Source organism: Serratia sp. D1N4 (assembly GCF_054552755.1).
In genome coordinates this window covers 1,663,730-1,679,737 of sequence record NZ_CM137274.1, presented here as the reverse complement: position 1 = coordinate 1,679,737, position 16,008 = coordinate 1,663,730, and the positions used below count along the sequence as shown (strand labels likewise).

The 16,008-nt window shown below is 53.0% G+C and carries 15 protein-coding genes; 5 read left to right on the top strand and 10 right to left on the bottom strand.

Annotated elements, in window-relative coordinates:
• The first annotated feature begins 101 nt into the window (after window positions 1-101).
• Entirely contained in the window at window positions 102-650 is a 549-nt protein-coding gene (gene gspB, locus ACX1CU_RS07200; protein ID WP_459401898.1) for a type II secretion system assembly factor GspB, read from the top strand.
• Between the two features lie 38 nt (window positions 651-688).
• Here gspB and gspS read toward each other — a convergent pair whose 3' ends face one another.
• Window positions 689-1,042, bottom strand: a complete 354-nt coding sequence (gene gspS / locus ACX1CU_RS07195) for a type II secretion system pilot lipoprotein GspS (RefSeq protein ID WP_459402745.1) — start codon at window positions 1,040-1,042, stop codon at window positions 689-691.
• 795 nt (window positions 1,043-1,837) lie between these two features.
• On the opposite strand from gspS, the gene ACX1CU_RS07190 reads away from it, so the two are divergent.
• Complete coding sequence (locus ACX1CU_RS07190; RefSeq protein ID WP_459401897.1) at window positions 1,838-4,558, top strand: GH32 C-terminal domain-containing protein; 2,721 nt, start codon at window positions 1,838-1,840, stop codon at window positions 4,556-4,558.
• A 75-nt stretch (window positions 4,559-4,633) separates the two neighbouring features.
• Here the strand turns inward: ACX1CU_RS07190 and ACX1CU_RS07185 are convergent, their stop codons facing one another.
• Window positions 4,634-5,530, bottom strand: coding sequence for a winged helix-turn-helix domain-containing protein (locus tag ACX1CU_RS07185; protein WP_459401896.1), 897 nt, complete (start codon window positions 5,528-5,530; stop codon window positions 4,634-4,636).
• Between the two features lie 188 nt (window positions 5,531-5,718).
• Between ACX1CU_RS07185 and ACX1CU_RS07180 the strand changes: the two genes are divergently transcribed.
• Window positions 5,719-6,159 carry a type II toxin-antitoxin system HicB family antitoxin gene (locus ACX1CU_RS07180; protein ID WP_459401895.1) on the top strand — a complete coding sequence of 147 codons (441 nt, stop codon included), beginning with the start codon at window positions 5,719-5,721 and terminating at the stop codon, window positions 6,157-6,159.
• Between the two features lie 227 nt (window positions 6,160-6,386).
• On the opposite strand, the gene ACX1CU_RS07175 is transcribed toward ACX1CU_RS07180, so the two are convergent.
• The 3 genes from ACX1CU_RS07175 to ACX1CU_RS07165 form a co-directional block, all read right to left on the bottom strand.
• Entirely contained in the window at window positions 6,387-6,911 is a 525-nt protein-coding gene (locus ACX1CU_RS07175) for a cytochrome b (RefSeq protein WP_459401894.1), read from the bottom strand.
• A gap of 103 nt (window positions 6,912-7,014) precedes the next feature.
• Window positions 7,015-8,232: an alanine transaminase gene (alaC, locus tag ACX1CU_RS07170; RefSeq protein ID WP_459401893.1), complete on the bottom strand. Its 1,218-nt coding sequence runs from the start codon at window positions 8,230-8,232 to the stop codon at window positions 7,015-7,017.
• Window positions 8,233-8,350: 118 nt separating this feature from the next.
• Window positions 8,351-8,893, bottom strand: coding sequence for a GNAT family N-acetyltransferase (locus ACX1CU_RS07165; RefSeq protein WP_459401892.1), 543 nt, complete (start codon window positions 8,891-8,893; stop codon window positions 8,351-8,353).
• A gap of 171 nt (window positions 8,894-9,064) precedes the next feature.
• Between ACX1CU_RS07165 and ACX1CU_RS07160 the strand changes: the two genes are divergently transcribed.
• Window positions 9,065-10,309 carry a DUF1479 domain-containing protein gene (locus tag ACX1CU_RS07160; protein WP_459401891.1) on the top strand — a complete coding sequence of 415 codons (1,245 nt, stop codon included), beginning with the start codon at window positions 9,065-9,067 and terminating at the stop codon, window positions 10,307-10,309.
• Window positions 10,310-10,363: 54 nt separating this feature from the next.
• Here ACX1CU_RS07160 and ACX1CU_RS07155 read toward each other — a convergent pair whose 3' ends face one another.
• From ACX1CU_RS07155 to ACX1CU_RS07140, 4 genes are all read right to left on the bottom strand, one after another.
• A complete protein-coding gene (locus ACX1CU_RS07155) occupies window positions 10,364-10,699 on the bottom strand; it encodes a DUF2502 domain-containing protein (RefSeq protein WP_459401890.1) in 336 nt (111 codons plus the stop codon).
• A 258-nt stretch (window positions 10,700-10,957) separates the two neighbouring features.
• Window positions 10,958-11,923 (bottom strand): glucokinase, encoded by a 966-nt coding sequence (glk, locus tag ACX1CU_RS07150; protein WP_459402744.1) that lies wholly within the window; start codon window positions 11,921-11,923, stop codon window positions 10,958-10,960.
• A gap of 140 nt (window positions 11,924-12,063) precedes the next feature.
• The gene (locus tag ACX1CU_RS07145; protein ID WP_459402743.1) at window positions 12,064-12,756 is read right to left on the bottom strand and encodes an aspartate/glutamate racemase family protein; all 693 of its coding nucleotides are present in this window, start codon (window positions 12,754-12,756) and stop codon (window positions 12,064-12,066) included.
• 13 nt (window positions 12,757-12,769) lie between these two features.
• A complete protein-coding gene (locus ACX1CU_RS07140; RefSeq protein WP_459401889.1) occupies window positions 12,770-13,222 on the bottom strand; it encodes a multidrug/biocide efflux PACE transporter in 453 nt (150 codons plus the stop codon).
• Between the two features lie 98 nt (window positions 13,223-13,320).
• Here ACX1CU_RS07140 and ACX1CU_RS07135 point away from each other — a divergent pair, with 98 nt between their 5' ends.
• Window positions 13,321-14,211: a LysR family transcriptional regulator gene (locus ACX1CU_RS07135; protein WP_459401888.1), complete on the top strand. Its 891-nt coding sequence runs from the start codon at window positions 13,321-13,323 to the stop codon at window positions 14,209-14,211.
• Here the strand turns inward: ACX1CU_RS07135 and ACX1CU_RS07130 are convergent.
• Window positions 14,187-15,848, bottom strand: a complete 1,662-nt coding sequence (locus tag ACX1CU_RS07130) for an alpha-keto acid decarboxylase family protein (protein ID WP_459401887.1) — start codon at window positions 15,846-15,848, stop codon at window positions 14,187-14,189. The two genes, ACX1CU_RS07135 and ACX1CU_RS07130, sit on opposite strands and share 25 nt — an antisense overlap.
• Between the last annotated feature and the right edge of the window lie 160 nt (window positions 15,849-16,008).

The following is a 16,008-nucleotide window of genomic DNA, read 5'->3' as shown; positions in this document are numbered from 1 at the left end:
ATTGACCCGCGCCTGCCGGACAGATAGTTTCTTTTCCTACCAGAGGATTTGCATGGCCGTGAGCTGTCGCAAACAATGCATTAACTCAAAGGTTCAGGGATGTGGACAATCAAACGGAACTAACACCGCAAGTCAAGGCTCGCACTACCAAAGGGCTGTTTATTCCCCGCTATCTGCTGCCGGTGTATGCGTTGCTGTTTATCGCGTTCGGCTGGTTTGCCGGGGAACGCTGGCACAATGATCCGGCGCTGGATCATCCAGTGGCGATGCTCGCTAAGGCCGTGCCCTCGGCCATAGCGCAACCCCATCCCGCACCGGTTAAACCCAGTGCCGCAACGGTAACCGAGAAAAATACGGCAGAACCACAGAACAGCAGCGTTCAGGTTCCTCCACCCGAGGTGTTGGCCAGTGATGAACTGCCCGCGCTGCATTACAGCGCACACGTTTACGCTTCAGAAGATGACAAACGCAGCATTACGCTGAACGGGCAGCGCTATCATGAAGGCGATAGCCCAGCCCCTAACCTGATCATTGAACAGATTCAGCAGGATGTGACGATTTTCAATTTCAACGGTGAGGTCTTCACGCTTGACGCACTGGAGGATTGGCCCGGCGGCAAAGTCGATGTGGCAAACCCCAGCGAACAATGAAACCGGCACACTCAGCACAGAAGATTCAGACGATTAAGTTAGCCTTCTGCGCGCAGTTGGTCAGTGAAAGGTGCCAACAGGCTGTTAAAGCTACTGCATTTCGTCTGTTCTGGCGTACTGTCTCTGGTCAGGCTCTGATAAATCGCTGCGCTGCGCTGAGGCAAAGCCGCATAGTCTGACGGATTCCATCCGCGCTGTTTTGCCACCTTGTTAGCCACCTTTTCGATGACCGCATCTTCCGGCAAGTCACTGCGGTTGCATTTGTATTTGAGGTATTTAGTGCCAGCGACCACCGAAGCAAGCTGTTCGACCTGATCATTTAGGGGCACCGGTTTATTCTGGCTAGCAGAGCGTGGCTGCTGACAGCCTGCCACACCCAAAAGAAACAGCATAGGTACAACGCGTACAATCAGAGATAACCGCATGATAAGAATCATCTTATTTTAATTGACCGGGTTCCATACCCAAAATAATTCGAGTTGCTTGTAGGCGGCCACTGAGTGAAGCCCTAGGAGCATAGATAAACTATGTGACTAGGGTGAACGAAGGCAGCCAACACCCAAGCAACTTGAAGTATGACGGGTATATTCTACCAAATCCCCCTTCACTGTCACTTATCTCGGGGAAAAAGTTTTCTTTTATACCTTTGTGCATCCTCATGATGTTTCATGCTGAAGCTAGCTGAACGCCTACTCAGCACTGCATTGTTTCTGCTGAATCTCTCCCAAAAAAACCACGGATGTTAACAACGCACCCAAGAAAACTGTTCAAAACTCATCGTAAAGCTGAATCGATACATTATAAATGTGTTCTACGCTCTCCATTCATTAATAAATTTCACGTTTCAAACGGCAAATAAACATTATTTCAAAGATTAATTTTGACTCACGTCACACACGTAGAACATTACCTTGTTTGTCGATGCATTTTATTGCAACTTTATTGCTCAACAGAAGATAACACATATACCAATTTGTATTTTTTTCTAAAAAAAGCTGAATCGATTCAATTTGAATAATGAACCCCTATAGGGGTTGGCACTAAAAAGGAAAAAACCAATATAAATAGAGAGTTAAATCAATACCTCTCCGGTCTCTGCCAACAGCATGGCAGCCTGAAAGACAGAGACCTCCCGCTTAAAATTATTTAAACAAGAAACAGCTAAGATAATTACAAGGAGCGTTATCATGCACTGTCATACTTTTAAAAAAACCTTTATCTCTGGTTTAATCGTCGCGGCGAGCACAACCCTTCTCTACGGCTGCGATAACGCCAGCAACAGTAGCAGTAACAGCAACGGCGGCGATAACAACTCCACTGGCGAGACTCATGTTCAATCTTCTTACCTGGAGAAGTACCGTCCCCAATTGCAGTTCACCTCCGCCAAAAACTGGCAGAACGATCCCAACGGATTAGTGTACTACGACGGTGAGTATCATCTTTTTTATCAATACAACCCTAACGGCAACGGTTGGGGATATATGTCATGGGGGCACGCCGTCAGTACCGATCTGGTGCACTGGGAAGAATTGCCTATCGCATTAGAAGCGAAAGAAGATGCTGACGGAAAAATACCCGAAATGTATTTCTCCGGTAGCGCCGTGGTTGATACCCATAATACCAGCGGTTTCGGTGAACCCGGCAAACCTGCCATGGTCGCGATGTTTACCAACTATTACCCCTCCACCACTACGCTGGCAAACGGCAAGGCCATTGAAGCGGGAACACAGGCACAATCCATTGCTTACAGCCTGGATAAAGGACGAACCTGGAAACTGTATGCCAATAATCCGGTTCTGCCTCTGCCACCTGCGGGCTACGAAGATCAATTCAAAGAGTTCCGCGATCCGAAAGTGTTCTGGTATGAGCCTGAAAAGAAATGGGTGATGGTGGCGGTACTGGCTACCCAGCATAAGGCCGTGCTGTATTCCTCACCAAACTTGCGGGACTGGACATTCATGAGCGAATTCGGGCCCGCCAATGCCAGCGCTGGCGTGTGGGAATGCCCCGATCTGTTCGAATTACCGGTCGATGGTCATCCCGAGAACAAAAAATGGGTGCTGATCATCAACCTTAACCCTGGTGGTCCGGTGGGTGGCTCGGGTTCACAATACTTTGTGGGTAATTTCAATGGCACTACGTTTGAAGCCGATCAAACCAGCCTGTTTGGCAGCGAACCGCCTGCTGGAACGGCCATTGAAAACTTTGAAGGTAACTATAGCAGCGTAGGTTGGACAGCCACTGGCGATCTGGTGGGTGCCTATTTGTCGCCGGGGAACAATCCCGGTCAGGCCGGCGTGAGCCAGTTCCAAGGGACACAGCTACTGAATACCTTTGTCAGTGGCGATGGCGCAACGGGCATCGTGACCTCCCCTCCGTTCAAGATCACCGACAAGTATATCAACCTGATGGTCGGCGGCGGGAACCACCCTCACGACCCTGCCAGTACCCTGGAAAGAGAGGTGCCAGCAGGGACATTGCTGTTCCCTGGCGCTGATTTTGAAGGGGCCGATAACGTCACTTACAGCGAACTGGGCTGGACGGCTGAAGGTGACTTTATCAATCAGCCGGTTTCCACCGGTACGATCCTCGATCAACAGGCCGTCTCCGGTTTCCTGGGTTCACAACTGGTCAACAGCTTCTTTGGCAAGTTGATCAATAAAGACGATGGCGATACGGCCATCGGTAGTCTGACCTCCCCGGCGTTTACCATTAACAAGCCTTACATCAACTTCCTGGTAGGCGGTGGCAATAACCCTTATGGCAAAGAAAACGCCACCGCCGTCGTGCTGCTGGTGAATGGCGAAGTTAAACGTAGTGCCACCGGCAATAGCAGCGAAAGCCTCAACTGGACTCACTGGGATGTCTCTGAGTTTCAAGGGCAGCAGGCCAAAATCGTCATCATTGATGAAAACAGCGGCGGCTGGGGCCATATTCTGGCAGATAACTTCATCGCGTCAGACAGCGCAGCCAAACCGATTTCCTCAGAAACCTCGGTCAATCTGGTGGTGAACGATAAAATCATCTATAGCGCGACAGGTGCCGATTCAGAAGCGCTGGGCTGGCGCAGTTGGAACGTTGCGTCGCTACAGGGAGAAACGGCACAGATCCGCGTCATCGATAATAATACCGGCGGCTGGGGGCATATTCTGCTGGATGAAATTATTCAGTCTGACCAGCCGAAGCAAACCGCCAATTGGGCAGATTTCGGTTCCGATTTCTATGCCGCCGTTTCCTGGAACGGGGTGCCTGACGGCAAACGTTACTGGCTGGCCTGGATGAGTAACTGGAGTTATGCGGGCAGCGTTCCCACCACCCTATGGCGCGGTGGCCAAACCTTCGCCAGAGAGCTGAAACTGCAGACCATAGGCGACCAAATCAGGCTCACCCAGGTCCCCGTTGAACAAATGACCCAGCTACGCGACAAACCGCTGTATGAACTTAAAGAGGCAACGCTGCTCGCCCCTGGGGAACAACCGCTGACTGACGCTGGCGTTCACGGGCAGGTCTATGAGATAGAGGCCAGCATCAAGCCTGAAAATGTCACCGAAGTCGGTTTCAAACTGCGCTCGGGCAATAACGGTGAGGTCACCCTGGTCGGTTACGATGCGCTGGCAGGGGAAGTCTATCTCGATCGTTCAAAATCCGGAGACAGTTCGTTTGACGCCAGCTTTGCCGCTAGACACCGAGCACCGTTACCGTTGCTGGATGGCAAAATGTTGAAATTACGCATTCTTGTTGATACATCATCGGTGACCGTTTTCTCCGGTGATGGCGAAGTGGTGTTGACCGATCTGATCTTCCCCGATCCTGCCAGCACAGGTATCGAAATGTATAGCCAAGGCGGAACCGCAAACGTGGCTTCCATGACGATATGGCCGTTGAAATCGATTTGGGCTGATAAGTAAACGCATCAGGCTGTATCCTTTTTCTGGATACAGCCTGATTGATGTCAGAATGTTCTATTTTTACCGGCAGCAACTTCAGCGCAGCAACAGAGTGTTATCGTTTTCCATCCCTGAACAAAACTCGACTCTGTGCTCACGTAATGTGGTGCAGCGCACGAAAAACATTCGATGGATGCCCGAAATATAGGAACGCACCTGATTGCTGCGCACCACCAGTAGGTATTCATCGCCCTGACATTGCGCCTTCCGCTGTTCCACGTAGGCCAGTAGATCTCTATTCAGACTGGGACCGGGAACACCCGACGTTGTGGATGTTGATAAAAACACCTTGCAACTGCCCGCACTGCCAAGAAAAATCTCCTGTCGAGTCAGAGAATTAGTGGTGTACATGGTGATACCGATCCCCAGCACAAAAACAAACCCGGCAAGCGCAACGACAATTCCCCAACCATAGCGCCACTTGCTGGCGGCAGATGCGGCTGCTTTGGACGTCGGTTGTTCTATCTCTGTATCATCATCAACCTCAGCGTTTACTTCCACAACCTCGTCCATATCCAGATCGTTTTCCGTTGCCGTATAAGGGACTTCTGCCAACACCGGTGGCGCATAGCTTTGAGTAAAAGTCTCATCGTCCCCTTCATTGGATTCAATCAGGATCTCCTGTCGCAGCATAAACCCCAGCTTAGGTACGGTAGCAATCACCTCATCATCAATTCCCATCACCTTGATTACCCGGCGCAATTTACTGACACACTGGTTGAGGTTGTTGTTGCTGGAGATCATGCCGTAATCGTCCCACACTTTTTTGAATATCACTTCACGGTTGACCGGCTCACCGTGGTGATCTATCAACAGCAGTAATAAACGTTTGGTTGGGTTTGATATCGGGATAGAGTCATCCGATAGATCACTGGGGCCCAGCGTTCCTGCATCCGCATCAAAAAGAACACGATCGTTAAATCTATATTTCATGTTATTTCCGATTTATCTTAGGGGGATAAATCAATTCTGGCAGGAATCGCTAATAAATCATCATTGAGTAACTAAAAAAAACAAACTCACCCAACGGCTTTCCTAACCGACTCCCAACGCCAATCACTGGCATTGTTAACGCCAACCGGTCACAATGCCGCTCAACTCACTTTCAAGCAGGAAATACGATGCCTTGCCATTACCCCGCCCACTCCATTTTCGACAGCGAAAGCGATACCTGGCAGATTACTTTTCGTGATTTCCCGCTACAGCAGGCCGCCTGCTACAAACGTGACGATGTTGAGCTGGAGGCGCAGGAAAGCCTGCTGACGGCGATCGCCATTGAGATGGAAGAAGGCCGTCAGGTGCCATCCCCTTCCACCTTACAGGCAGAAGAGATCGCCATTCATCTGCCGGTGTTGGTCAAGCTGAAGCTGGAACTGCATAACCGGATGCTGAGTGCAGGTACATCAAAAGCGATGCTAGCACGCCAGATGGGGTTTAACGGCGCGCAGGTTGACCGGTTGCTGGATGTCGCCTATGCCTCGAAAGTTGAAGCGCTCGAGCAGGCATTATTCCTGCTGGGCTATGAAGTGCATGCTTCCGTCGTGGAAATCCGCGCGCTGTAAAATATTTCCCCTGCTGGCTAAATCTTCCCCCGTTGATACCGATGTGGTTATTACTCAACCGCCGCAAGTCATTCGTGAAGGTTAAAATGGCCTACCATCGTCGTCATATCTGGGTTTGTTGTTTTGCCTTCTGGGCCATGTTTGTCGCCAGCATCAGCGCTATCGCCTGACGATAAAGGGGCGCAGATTGTGCAATCTGCGCCCCTGGGGTATTTCTGCGTTCGGCGTTATTTGCCCGGCATCATCCGGCGCAGCGTATCATCGCCACGCAGATAATGGTGATAGAGCGCCGCCAGCGCATGGGCACCAATAATGAAATAACCGGTATTAGCCAAGGTTTCGTGAATATCTTTCACCAGGCTGCGCATCCCAGGATCTGGCGTTATCCACTGCGGCACCTGCCAGCCCAGCAGCACCCACTCTTTTCCACCATAGGCCAACGTCAGCATGCCCAGGATCGGCAAGGATAAAAACAGCAGATACAGCAGCCAGTGGAAAACCTTCGACCCAAATGCCTGCCATACTTCTAACGCTGGTGTAATCGGTGGCGTAGCATGACGCTGGCGCAAACAGAGCCGGAAAAACATCAGTACAAAAACCGACAGACCAAAATTGAAGTGCAAATTTTTAACCAGATCGATGTAGTCATCAGGGACTGAATCTTTCAGTAACATGGCGCTGTAAGTCAGAATAACCATCAACAACGTCAACCAGTGCAGAATAATTTGTGATTTAGCAAAGCGCGCGCCCATAACTTCTCCCAATAGGTAAATGGTACAGGCTAAACATAGTCGGGAAATGATGAAGAAAACCTTAATAAACGAAAAAACCGGGGATTTCCCCGGTTTATAACGATTACTTGGCTTTCGGCGGGGCCATCAGACCATCAGCACGGAACATCGCTTTGATGCCACGCACCGCCTGACGAATACGATCCTGATTCTCAATCAGTGCAAAACGCACATGCGTATCACCATAATCGCCAAAGCCGATTCCTGGCGACACGCACACTTTAGCGTCAGCTAACAGGCGCTTGGCGAACTCCAGCGAGCCTAAATGCGCATAAGCTTCTGGAATTTTCGCCCAGACGTACATCGATGCCTTGGGGTTCTCTACCATCCAGCCCGCTTCATGCAGCCCTTTCACCAGCACATTACGGCGCTGGCGATACTGCTCGGCAATGTCGCGAACGCACTGCTGATCGCCTTCCAACGCAGCGATGGCCGCCACCTGCAACGGGGTGAAGGTGCCGTAGTCGTGGTAACTTTTGATGCGAGCCAGCGCGTTGACCAGTTCAGGGTTACCCACCATAAAACCGATGCGCCAGCCCGCCATATTGTAACTTTTCGACAGGGTAAAGAACTCGACCGCGATGTCTTTCGCCCCCGGCACCTGCATGATCGATGGCGCTTTCCAGCCGTCATACACGATGTCGGCATAGGCCAGATCGTGGATCACCAGAACATCGTACTGTTTTGCCAGCGCCACCACCCGCTCGAAGAAATCCAGCTCCACGCACTGCGCGGTAGGGTTGGATGGGAAGCCGAGGATCATCATTTTTGGCCGCGGAATGGTTTCACGGATAGCGCGTTCCAGTTCACCAAAGAAATCGCTGCCATCCACCAGCGGCACTGAACGCACCTGCGCACCGGCAATCACCGCGCCGTAAATGTGAATCGGATAGCTTGGGTTCGGCACCAGCACGGTATCGCCATGATCGAGCGTCGCCAACATCAGGTGCGCCAGCCCTTCTTTCGAACCGATAGTGACAATGGCTTCGCTTTCTGGGTCGATATCCACCTGATAGCGTTCCTGATACCAGTTGGCAATCGCGCGGCGCAAACGCGGAATACCGCGCGACGTGGAGTAACCATGCGTATCGTCACGCTGCGCCACGGTGCAGAGTTTTTCCACAATATGCGGCGGCGTTGGGCCATCGGGGTTGCCCATGCTGAAATCGATAATATCCTCACCGCGACGGCGGGCAGCCATCTTCAGCTCAGAAGTGATATTAAAAACGTAAGGGGGAAGACGTTCGATGCGCGTAAAACGGCGCGGACTGTTATCAGCCATAGATTCCTCGAAGAGACGTTAGCGCCCGGACCGTCCGAGCGACGCTGACCACTTTGTGGCCGGATATCGAACATAACGCAGCACTGGCAGGCTGTCGAGCCCCCCGATAACAATTTTTTTACCGACTCAGCGCTGCAAACTCCGCCGCCAACAACCCCAGTTGCCAGTCATTACACCACTGCCCTGCTAGGCGATAGTTATCCCGCAGCGTGCCTTCCAGCCTGAAACCACAGCTTTCCAGCAGACGACGCGAGGCGATATTCCCTTCGGTCACCGTGGCATTTATTTTATGAAAACCACAGGCGCTGAAGGCAAAATCCAACACTGCCAGCAGCGATTCTTTGCCATACCCTTTTCCCTGCCCTTCCGGCAGGCTGCCAAACCCCACTTCTGCCTGTTGAAAAGGCAACCACTCCGGGCGAAAACCGGTGATCCCCAGCGCTTTGCCACTCGCTTTCTCACGGATCACCAAGCATAACCAGCGTTCGCTGTGTTTATCCCATGCGGGTAAGCGCATTTCAAAACGTGCGCGGATCTCACTTTCCGCCATGGGATCGGCGATATAGCGAATCACCTGGGGTTCCTGATACAAACGCCGGAACAATGGCCAATCATCCGCCGTGATCGATTGCAGGATTAAGCGCGATGTTTCCAATTTCATTCACTATTTCTCCGATAAACGAAAAAGAGGATGTTACGAATGAAATATATCTCTTTATTTTCCTCTATTAAATCCAGATAATCATTTACGTCATTACAACAAAACAGCAACGCTGCTACCGGTATCCTACAACGATCTATCGCCGCCCGCAGGTGGCACAAGGAGAACACTATGGCTTCATTACTCATCGAAGATATTCCTGCCGCCATTAAAGCCGTCAAACAACAACTGCGCCAGGCGCTGCCAAACTACCGTGAGGTGTTTCTGGCTTTGGAAGACAATATCCGCCAGCAGGTTGAGTGCATCCGGCAAGAACTGGCTGCGGGGCAGAATCCGGTACCGCAGATCGACGCCGAGGATATTTTGCAGCAACGCGTCAGCGAACAGCAAAAAGCGCTGATCAAACAACGCGGCGCATGCGCCATTCGCGGCGTATTCCCACGCCGTAAAGCCGAAGCCTGGAACCAGGAGATCGGTAACTATCTTGATCGCAATAACTTCGTTGAGCGCCTGAAGAATGCCGCCGAAGATAACTATTTCGGCAAACTGGCCGCCAGCAAGCCGCAGATCTATGGCATTTACTGGTCGCAACCGCAGGTAGAAGCAAGGCAGGATCAACGTATGCACGCGGTACAGGTGTTTCTGAACAGCCTGTGGGAAACCGAGAGTAACGGCAAACAGCATTTTGACCCGACGCGGGTGACCACCTACGCCGATCGCACCCGCCGCCGCCCGCCGAACTCCTCTTCTCTGGGCCTGTCGCCACACGTGGACAGCGGTACCATCGAACGCTGGCTGGATGAGAACTTCCGCTACGTTTACCGCCACGTTTTTTCCGGCGACTGGCAGCGCTATGATCCCTTTGCCGCCGACGGCCGTACCGAAGTGCGCGAGATCGCGTCACCGGCAGTCTGCTCAATGTTCCGTACTTTCCAAGGGTGGACGGCGCTGACGCCGCAGCGTACCAATGCGGGCACGCTGAATCTGGTGCCGATTGCCAATGCCATGGCCTATGTGTTACTGCGCGCGTTGCAGGACGATGTGGCTGATGACGATTTATGCGATGCAGCTCCTGGCCGGGCGCTGTCGATCTCAGAGAAATGGCATCCTCTTTTGCTGCAAGGGATTTCCCCTATTCCCGATCTGGAGCCGGGGGATACGGTATTCTGGCACTGCGACGTGGTCCATGCGGTAGAAAACGAGCACAACGGTGAATTCGACAGTAACGTGATGTACATTGCCGCCGCACCGGGTTGCGACAAAAATGATGCCTATCTGCAACGCCAGTTACCGAGCTTCCTGTCGGGCAAAACGCCGCCAGACTTCGCCCCGGATGATTTTGAAGTGGATTTCACCGGCCGCGCAACCGTCGATCTGTTGACGCCGCTCGGCAAAGCGCAGCTCGGCATTAAATAATCCCCACGCGAATACGCAGATGCCACAGTGATTACTGTGACATCTGCGCAAAAATTACCAACGTTGCCCAGGAGGGCCAGGGCGATAATAGCCAGGCGGTGGCGGCGGTGGCATACGGTAATGACGCGGACGATCGCGCCATTCACGCGGTGGAGGGCCGTAATACATGACCCGTGGTGGGCCATAATAATAATCACGTGGACGATAATGTTTATGCCACTCGCGTGGTTCACGCCAGCGGCCACCGTCCCAATAGTAACCACGATTATCACGATCACCGAGTTGCAATGACAGGCCGGGAACGTTCACGCCGATGGAAATATCCGCATAGCTCACTGCCGGTAATGACAGTGGCAATAACGCTGCCAGCAACAACAGTACTTTCTTCATTTGGTAACTCCCCCAGAGCGGAACCGGTCTTTTCTCCGGTAACAGTAGAGCCACACCGGTTGCCACTCTATAGGATAATTACCCAATTACGCTGTTCAGACACATCCTTCACAATTCCCACACATTTAGAAAGAGTCTTGAACAGATATAATCAATTGATATGTATTGATAATTTAACAAGCCAATTCGGCAGCCCATACAAAAGCCCATCTCAGTACAAACCGCGAATTCTCATCGCAGCCCCATGAATGAGGCAACTTACAGGTGCATCCCCATCGTCTGACGCAAGTGGGCTCCAGCCCCCAGCAGCCCCGGTTGAGCATGGGTGATCATAAACACCGGGATTTGGTGCACGTAGTCTTTGAAACGACCCTTGTCTTCAAAGGCTGCGCGGAACCCGGAAGCTTTAAAGAACTCCATAAAGCGCGGCACGATGCCCCCGGCAATATACACGCCACCGAAGGTGCCCAGATTCAACGCCAGATTGCCGCCAAAACGCCCCATGATCACGCAGAACAGCGAAAGTGCGCGGCGGCAGTCGGTACAGCTATCCGCTAACGCACGCTCGGTAATATCTTTAGGCGCTAATTTCTCTGGCAAGCGGCTGTCCGCTTTCACAATGGCGCGATACAGGTTCACTAACCCAGGGCCAGACAGCACGCGCTCGGCGGAAACGTGTCCCACTTCGGCACGCAACACTTCCAGAATGATGTCCTCTTCTTCGCTGTTTGGCGCAAAGTCCACGTGGCCCCCTTCCCCCGGCAGGCTCACCCAACGGCGGTTAACGTGCACCAGATGCGCTACGCCCAGGCCAGTACCGGCGCCATAAACCGCGATCGGCTTATCTTTTTGCGCTTTGCCGCCGCCAAACTGCAACACATCGGCGTCGGACAGCATCGGGATAGCCATGGATACGGCGGTAAAATCGTTAATCACTTCCAGGTGGTTGAAGCCCAGATTGGCCTTCATCTCTTTGATGGAAAAAGCCCAGGTATGATTGGTCATCGCTACCCAGTCTTCCGTCACCGGGCAGGCAATGGCGATGCAGGCATCCTGAACCTCCAGCTTATGGTCGGCCAGGTATTGGCGAATCACCGCTTCCAGGCTGTCAAACTCCAGACCTGAATAGGTTTTCGCTTGGGTGATCTCACCCGTTTCAACCGTGCAGAGTGCCAGACGTGCGTTAGTGCCGCCAACGTCACCTACGAGGGCATAGGTCATCAGTGTTTTCTCCGTAAAATGAGCAATAAGAAACTGGCTACACTGTAAAATCACTCCGCTGAAACAACAATCGCCATTCTGTTACCCACTGTTCAATAGCGATCTGGATCACAAAAATCGTTTCAGCCTGCGCCGATTCCGCCTTAAGCCAGCGCATATTCCGCTGCTGCGCGCGCATGGATGGCGGTGGTGTCGAACACCGGCACGGCAGCATCCTGCGCGCCCACCAACAGACTGATTTCAGTGCAGCCAAAAATAATGCCCTGCGCCCCCTGTTGCTCGAGGTTACTGATAATCCGGCGATACTCATCGCGGGAGGCATCGCAGATTTTCCCCAGGCACAGCTCTTCATAAATGATGCGATGCACGATCTGGCGATCGGCCTCCGTTGGCGTAATCACATCAATATCAAACTTATCCTGCAAACGCCCACGGTAAAAATCCTGCTCCATGGTAAAACGCGTACCCAGCAACCCAACGCGGTGGATATTTTGCTGGCGCACCTGCAAGGCCGTGGCGTCGGCAATGTGGAGCAACGGCAAACCGCTGGCCTGTTCCACCGCGTCGGCCACCTTGTGCATGGTGTTAGTGCAAATCACGATCGCTTCGGCACCCGCAGCACGCAACGACGCGGCAGCCCCCGCCAGCAGGCGGCCAGCGCCATCCCAATCGCCCTGATGCTGTAAGCGTTCAATCTCTTGAAAATCGACGCTATAGAGCACAATTTTGGCTGAATGCAGGCCGCCGAGTTGCGCCTTCACCTGTTCGTTGATCATCCGGTAATAGGGTATGGTGGATTCCCAGCTCATACCGCCCAGTAAGCCCAGCACTTTCATCATGGTCTCCTTGTTATTTTGCCCGCGAACAGCTCGCCAAGCGTGGCTCAAACCAGCGCTGACGCAGGGTATCGTATACCCAGTTGTAACACAGGGTATAGGGCAGGAAGAACAGGAAGAAACCGATCTCCAGCATAAAGGCTTGGGCCAGTGGCATATTCATTACCCACGCAACCAGCGGCAAACCAATCACGATAAACCCGCCCTCAAAGCCCAGGGTATGAAAAATACGCACCTTCAGGTTACGCACCACGCGGCTCACCGGCCAAAACCGATCAAACAGCGTGTTATAAGCCATGTTCCACAACATGGCGACGGTTGACAGTATGATCGCCAAGGTGCCCATCTGTAGTATTGGGCGTTCAAGCAACCACGCCCCTATCGGCGCGCTGAGCAGGATCGCTATAGCCTCGAACCCTACGGCATGGACGATACGTTCAACCAACGACTTATTTTGCAACTGCATACTCACCTGCTTTCTGACTGTTTCTGGAAAAGTCGGGTGATTATCATCGTTTTTTTGCGTAGATTAAAAATAGGTTCCATCGATAAAGTAGATATATTATGCGTTATTCTCCCGAAGCCTTGCAGGCGTTTGTTGAAGCAGCCGCGCTGGGATCGTTTTCTGCCGCCGCGCGCAAGCTGCGTAAAAGCCAGTCCACCATCAGCACCGCGATCGCCAATCTGGAAGCGGATCTTGGGCTGATGCTGTTCAACCGCGAGGCGCGCCAACCGGTGCTTACCCCTGCGGGCCGCAAAGTGCTCGGCCACGTGCAGGAGATCCTAAGCGCCAGCGAGCGCCTTGAGGCACTGAGCATCCGGTTGGGCGATCGGGTTGAACCGCGTTTGACTATCGTCTTCTCCGATACCTATCAGCCTAATCATCACGATAACTTGCTGAAACACTTCGAGCAGCGCTATCAGGATATTGAACTGGAATGCATGATCGCCGAAGACGCTGACGTGCTGGATCTGTTGCAGATTGGCCGCGCACATCTGGGCATGCTGGCGGTGCAGCCCAATTATCCGCCCGATATCGCCGTCGCCAGGCTACCGGAACAAACCGAAATGGGGCTGTTTGTCGCCAACGAACACCCGCTGGCACACATCCCAGCGCTTACGCAGGCGCATCTGGCCAGCAGCCGTCAGCTCTATCTCAATACCTATACCGGCAGCGATGCCGCTAAACCGCAGGGGCCGGTCTGGTCGGCCCCCAGCTATCTGATGCTGTTGGAAATGGCGGAACAGGGATTTGGCTGGGCGATACTGCCGCACTGGCTGGTCAAACAGTATGGGCAAGAACGTCTGACAGAATTGAAAATACGCGGTTGGCCCAAGTTGATTTCGGTGGATGCGGTGTGGTCAAAACTTACCCCGCCGGGGCCGGCGGGGTTTTGGCTGTTGGATCGCCTGTTGGAAAATGCCGCAGATCAGGCCGCGGCGTTGCGCGATTGAATGGCGCGGGAGATGGTATCCAGCAATTCGGGAATATCCATCTTCGGCAGCATCACTTCAATAAACACCAGTTGTTCACGGCCATTCACTTCACCCAGTGCATGACACAGTTGTTCAGGCTCACTCACGTGCAGGCATTTCACCTGATGCCCCTGCGACAGCGCCTGCGGTAACAGCGTCCAGTCCCACTGGGCAATGTCGTTATAGCGCTGTTCCGGGCCGTGAATAGCTCGCTCAACGGTATAACCATTGTTATTGAGCAGGAAAACGACCGGCTTTTGGCCATCGCGCAGCATCGATCCCAGCTCCTGAATCGTCAGTTGGGCTGCACCATCACCAATCAGCAACAGCACCCGGCGATCCGGCTCGGCGGTTTGCACGCCAAACGCCGCTGGCAACGTAAAACCGATCGACCCCCACAGAGATTGAACGATAAACCGGCAGCCTCGCGGCAGATTCAGCGACGCTGCACCAAAGCATGAAGTCCCTTGATCGGCAATCAGGATATCCCCCGGTTGCAGGAAGTTCTGCATTTGCTGCCAAAAGCCGTGTTGATCCAAACCACTGCCGTTCGGATCCGGCAATAAAGGGCGTTTGATGGCGGGCAGCTGCCACTGCTTGGCTAACGACAGCGTTAATTGATGGAGGGCTTTGACCGCGTCGCGCATCGGGATCTGACTGAACACCTGCTGCCCCACCCGCGCTTCAAAGGGTTGGATATCGATACATTTCTCATTGGGCAAATTGTGGCTGAACCCTGCCGTGATGGTATCGGTGAAACGCACACCGACGTTAATCACCACGTCAGCACCTTCAATTAACTGTTTCACCTGTGGATCGCTGGCGGCCCCGGCATAGGTGCCAGTAAAGCAGGCATGGGTTTCATCCAGCACGCTCTTGCCTAGCAATAAGGTTGAATGGGGAATATTCACCTCATTCATCCACTGTTCCAGCACCGTTTCTGCCCCGAAGCGCTCGGCAAGGAAATCCGCCAGCAGGGAAACCCGCTGTGCCGCCTGCAGTTTTTCCTGCGCAGCGGTGATGAATGCCTGCAACGAAGCATCAGAAAGATTGGGCTGGCGCAGCATCAGCGGGGCCGGGCGCGAAGTCAGCGGTGCTTCGGCCACATCACTCGGCAATAGCAGGTACACCGGGCGACGTTCAAATAGCGCGGTGGTCAACAGACGATCGATTTCCGCTTCAGCATTGCTGGCGGTCAGGTTGGCCTGTGCGACGGTCACCTCTTTAGCCATGCGGGCAAAATGGCCGAAATCGCCATCCCCCAGCGAATGATGCAGCAGATCCCCGGCACGCTGCGCACGCAGGGCCGGTGAGCCCACCACATGGATCACCGGCAAATATTCGGCGTAGCTGCCCGCGATACCGTTGATCGCACTCAGTTCACCCACGCCAAAGGTGGTCAGCAACGCCGCCGCCGGTTTGCAACGGGCATAACCATCGGCAGCATAGGCGGCATTCAATTCGTTGGCGCACCCCACCCAGGTGATCTGCGGGTGATCGATGACATGATCGAGAAATTGCAGGTTGTAATCCCCTGGCACACCGAAGAAATGCCGGATACCAATCTGTGCTAAACGATCGAGGAGGTAATCAGCCACCGTATAGTTTTTGCTCATGATCATCACCTGCGAGAAGGTGGGAATGTTAATTTTAAGTATTAGAGATGTTGCGCAAATTTCGAACTTTAGCGCTAAAAGGCCACTGGCAACCTGGCTTTACATCGGTGCACAGGCCCCCAGATTGGCATAGGGATTAATTTGCGTGATCGGGCGCGCT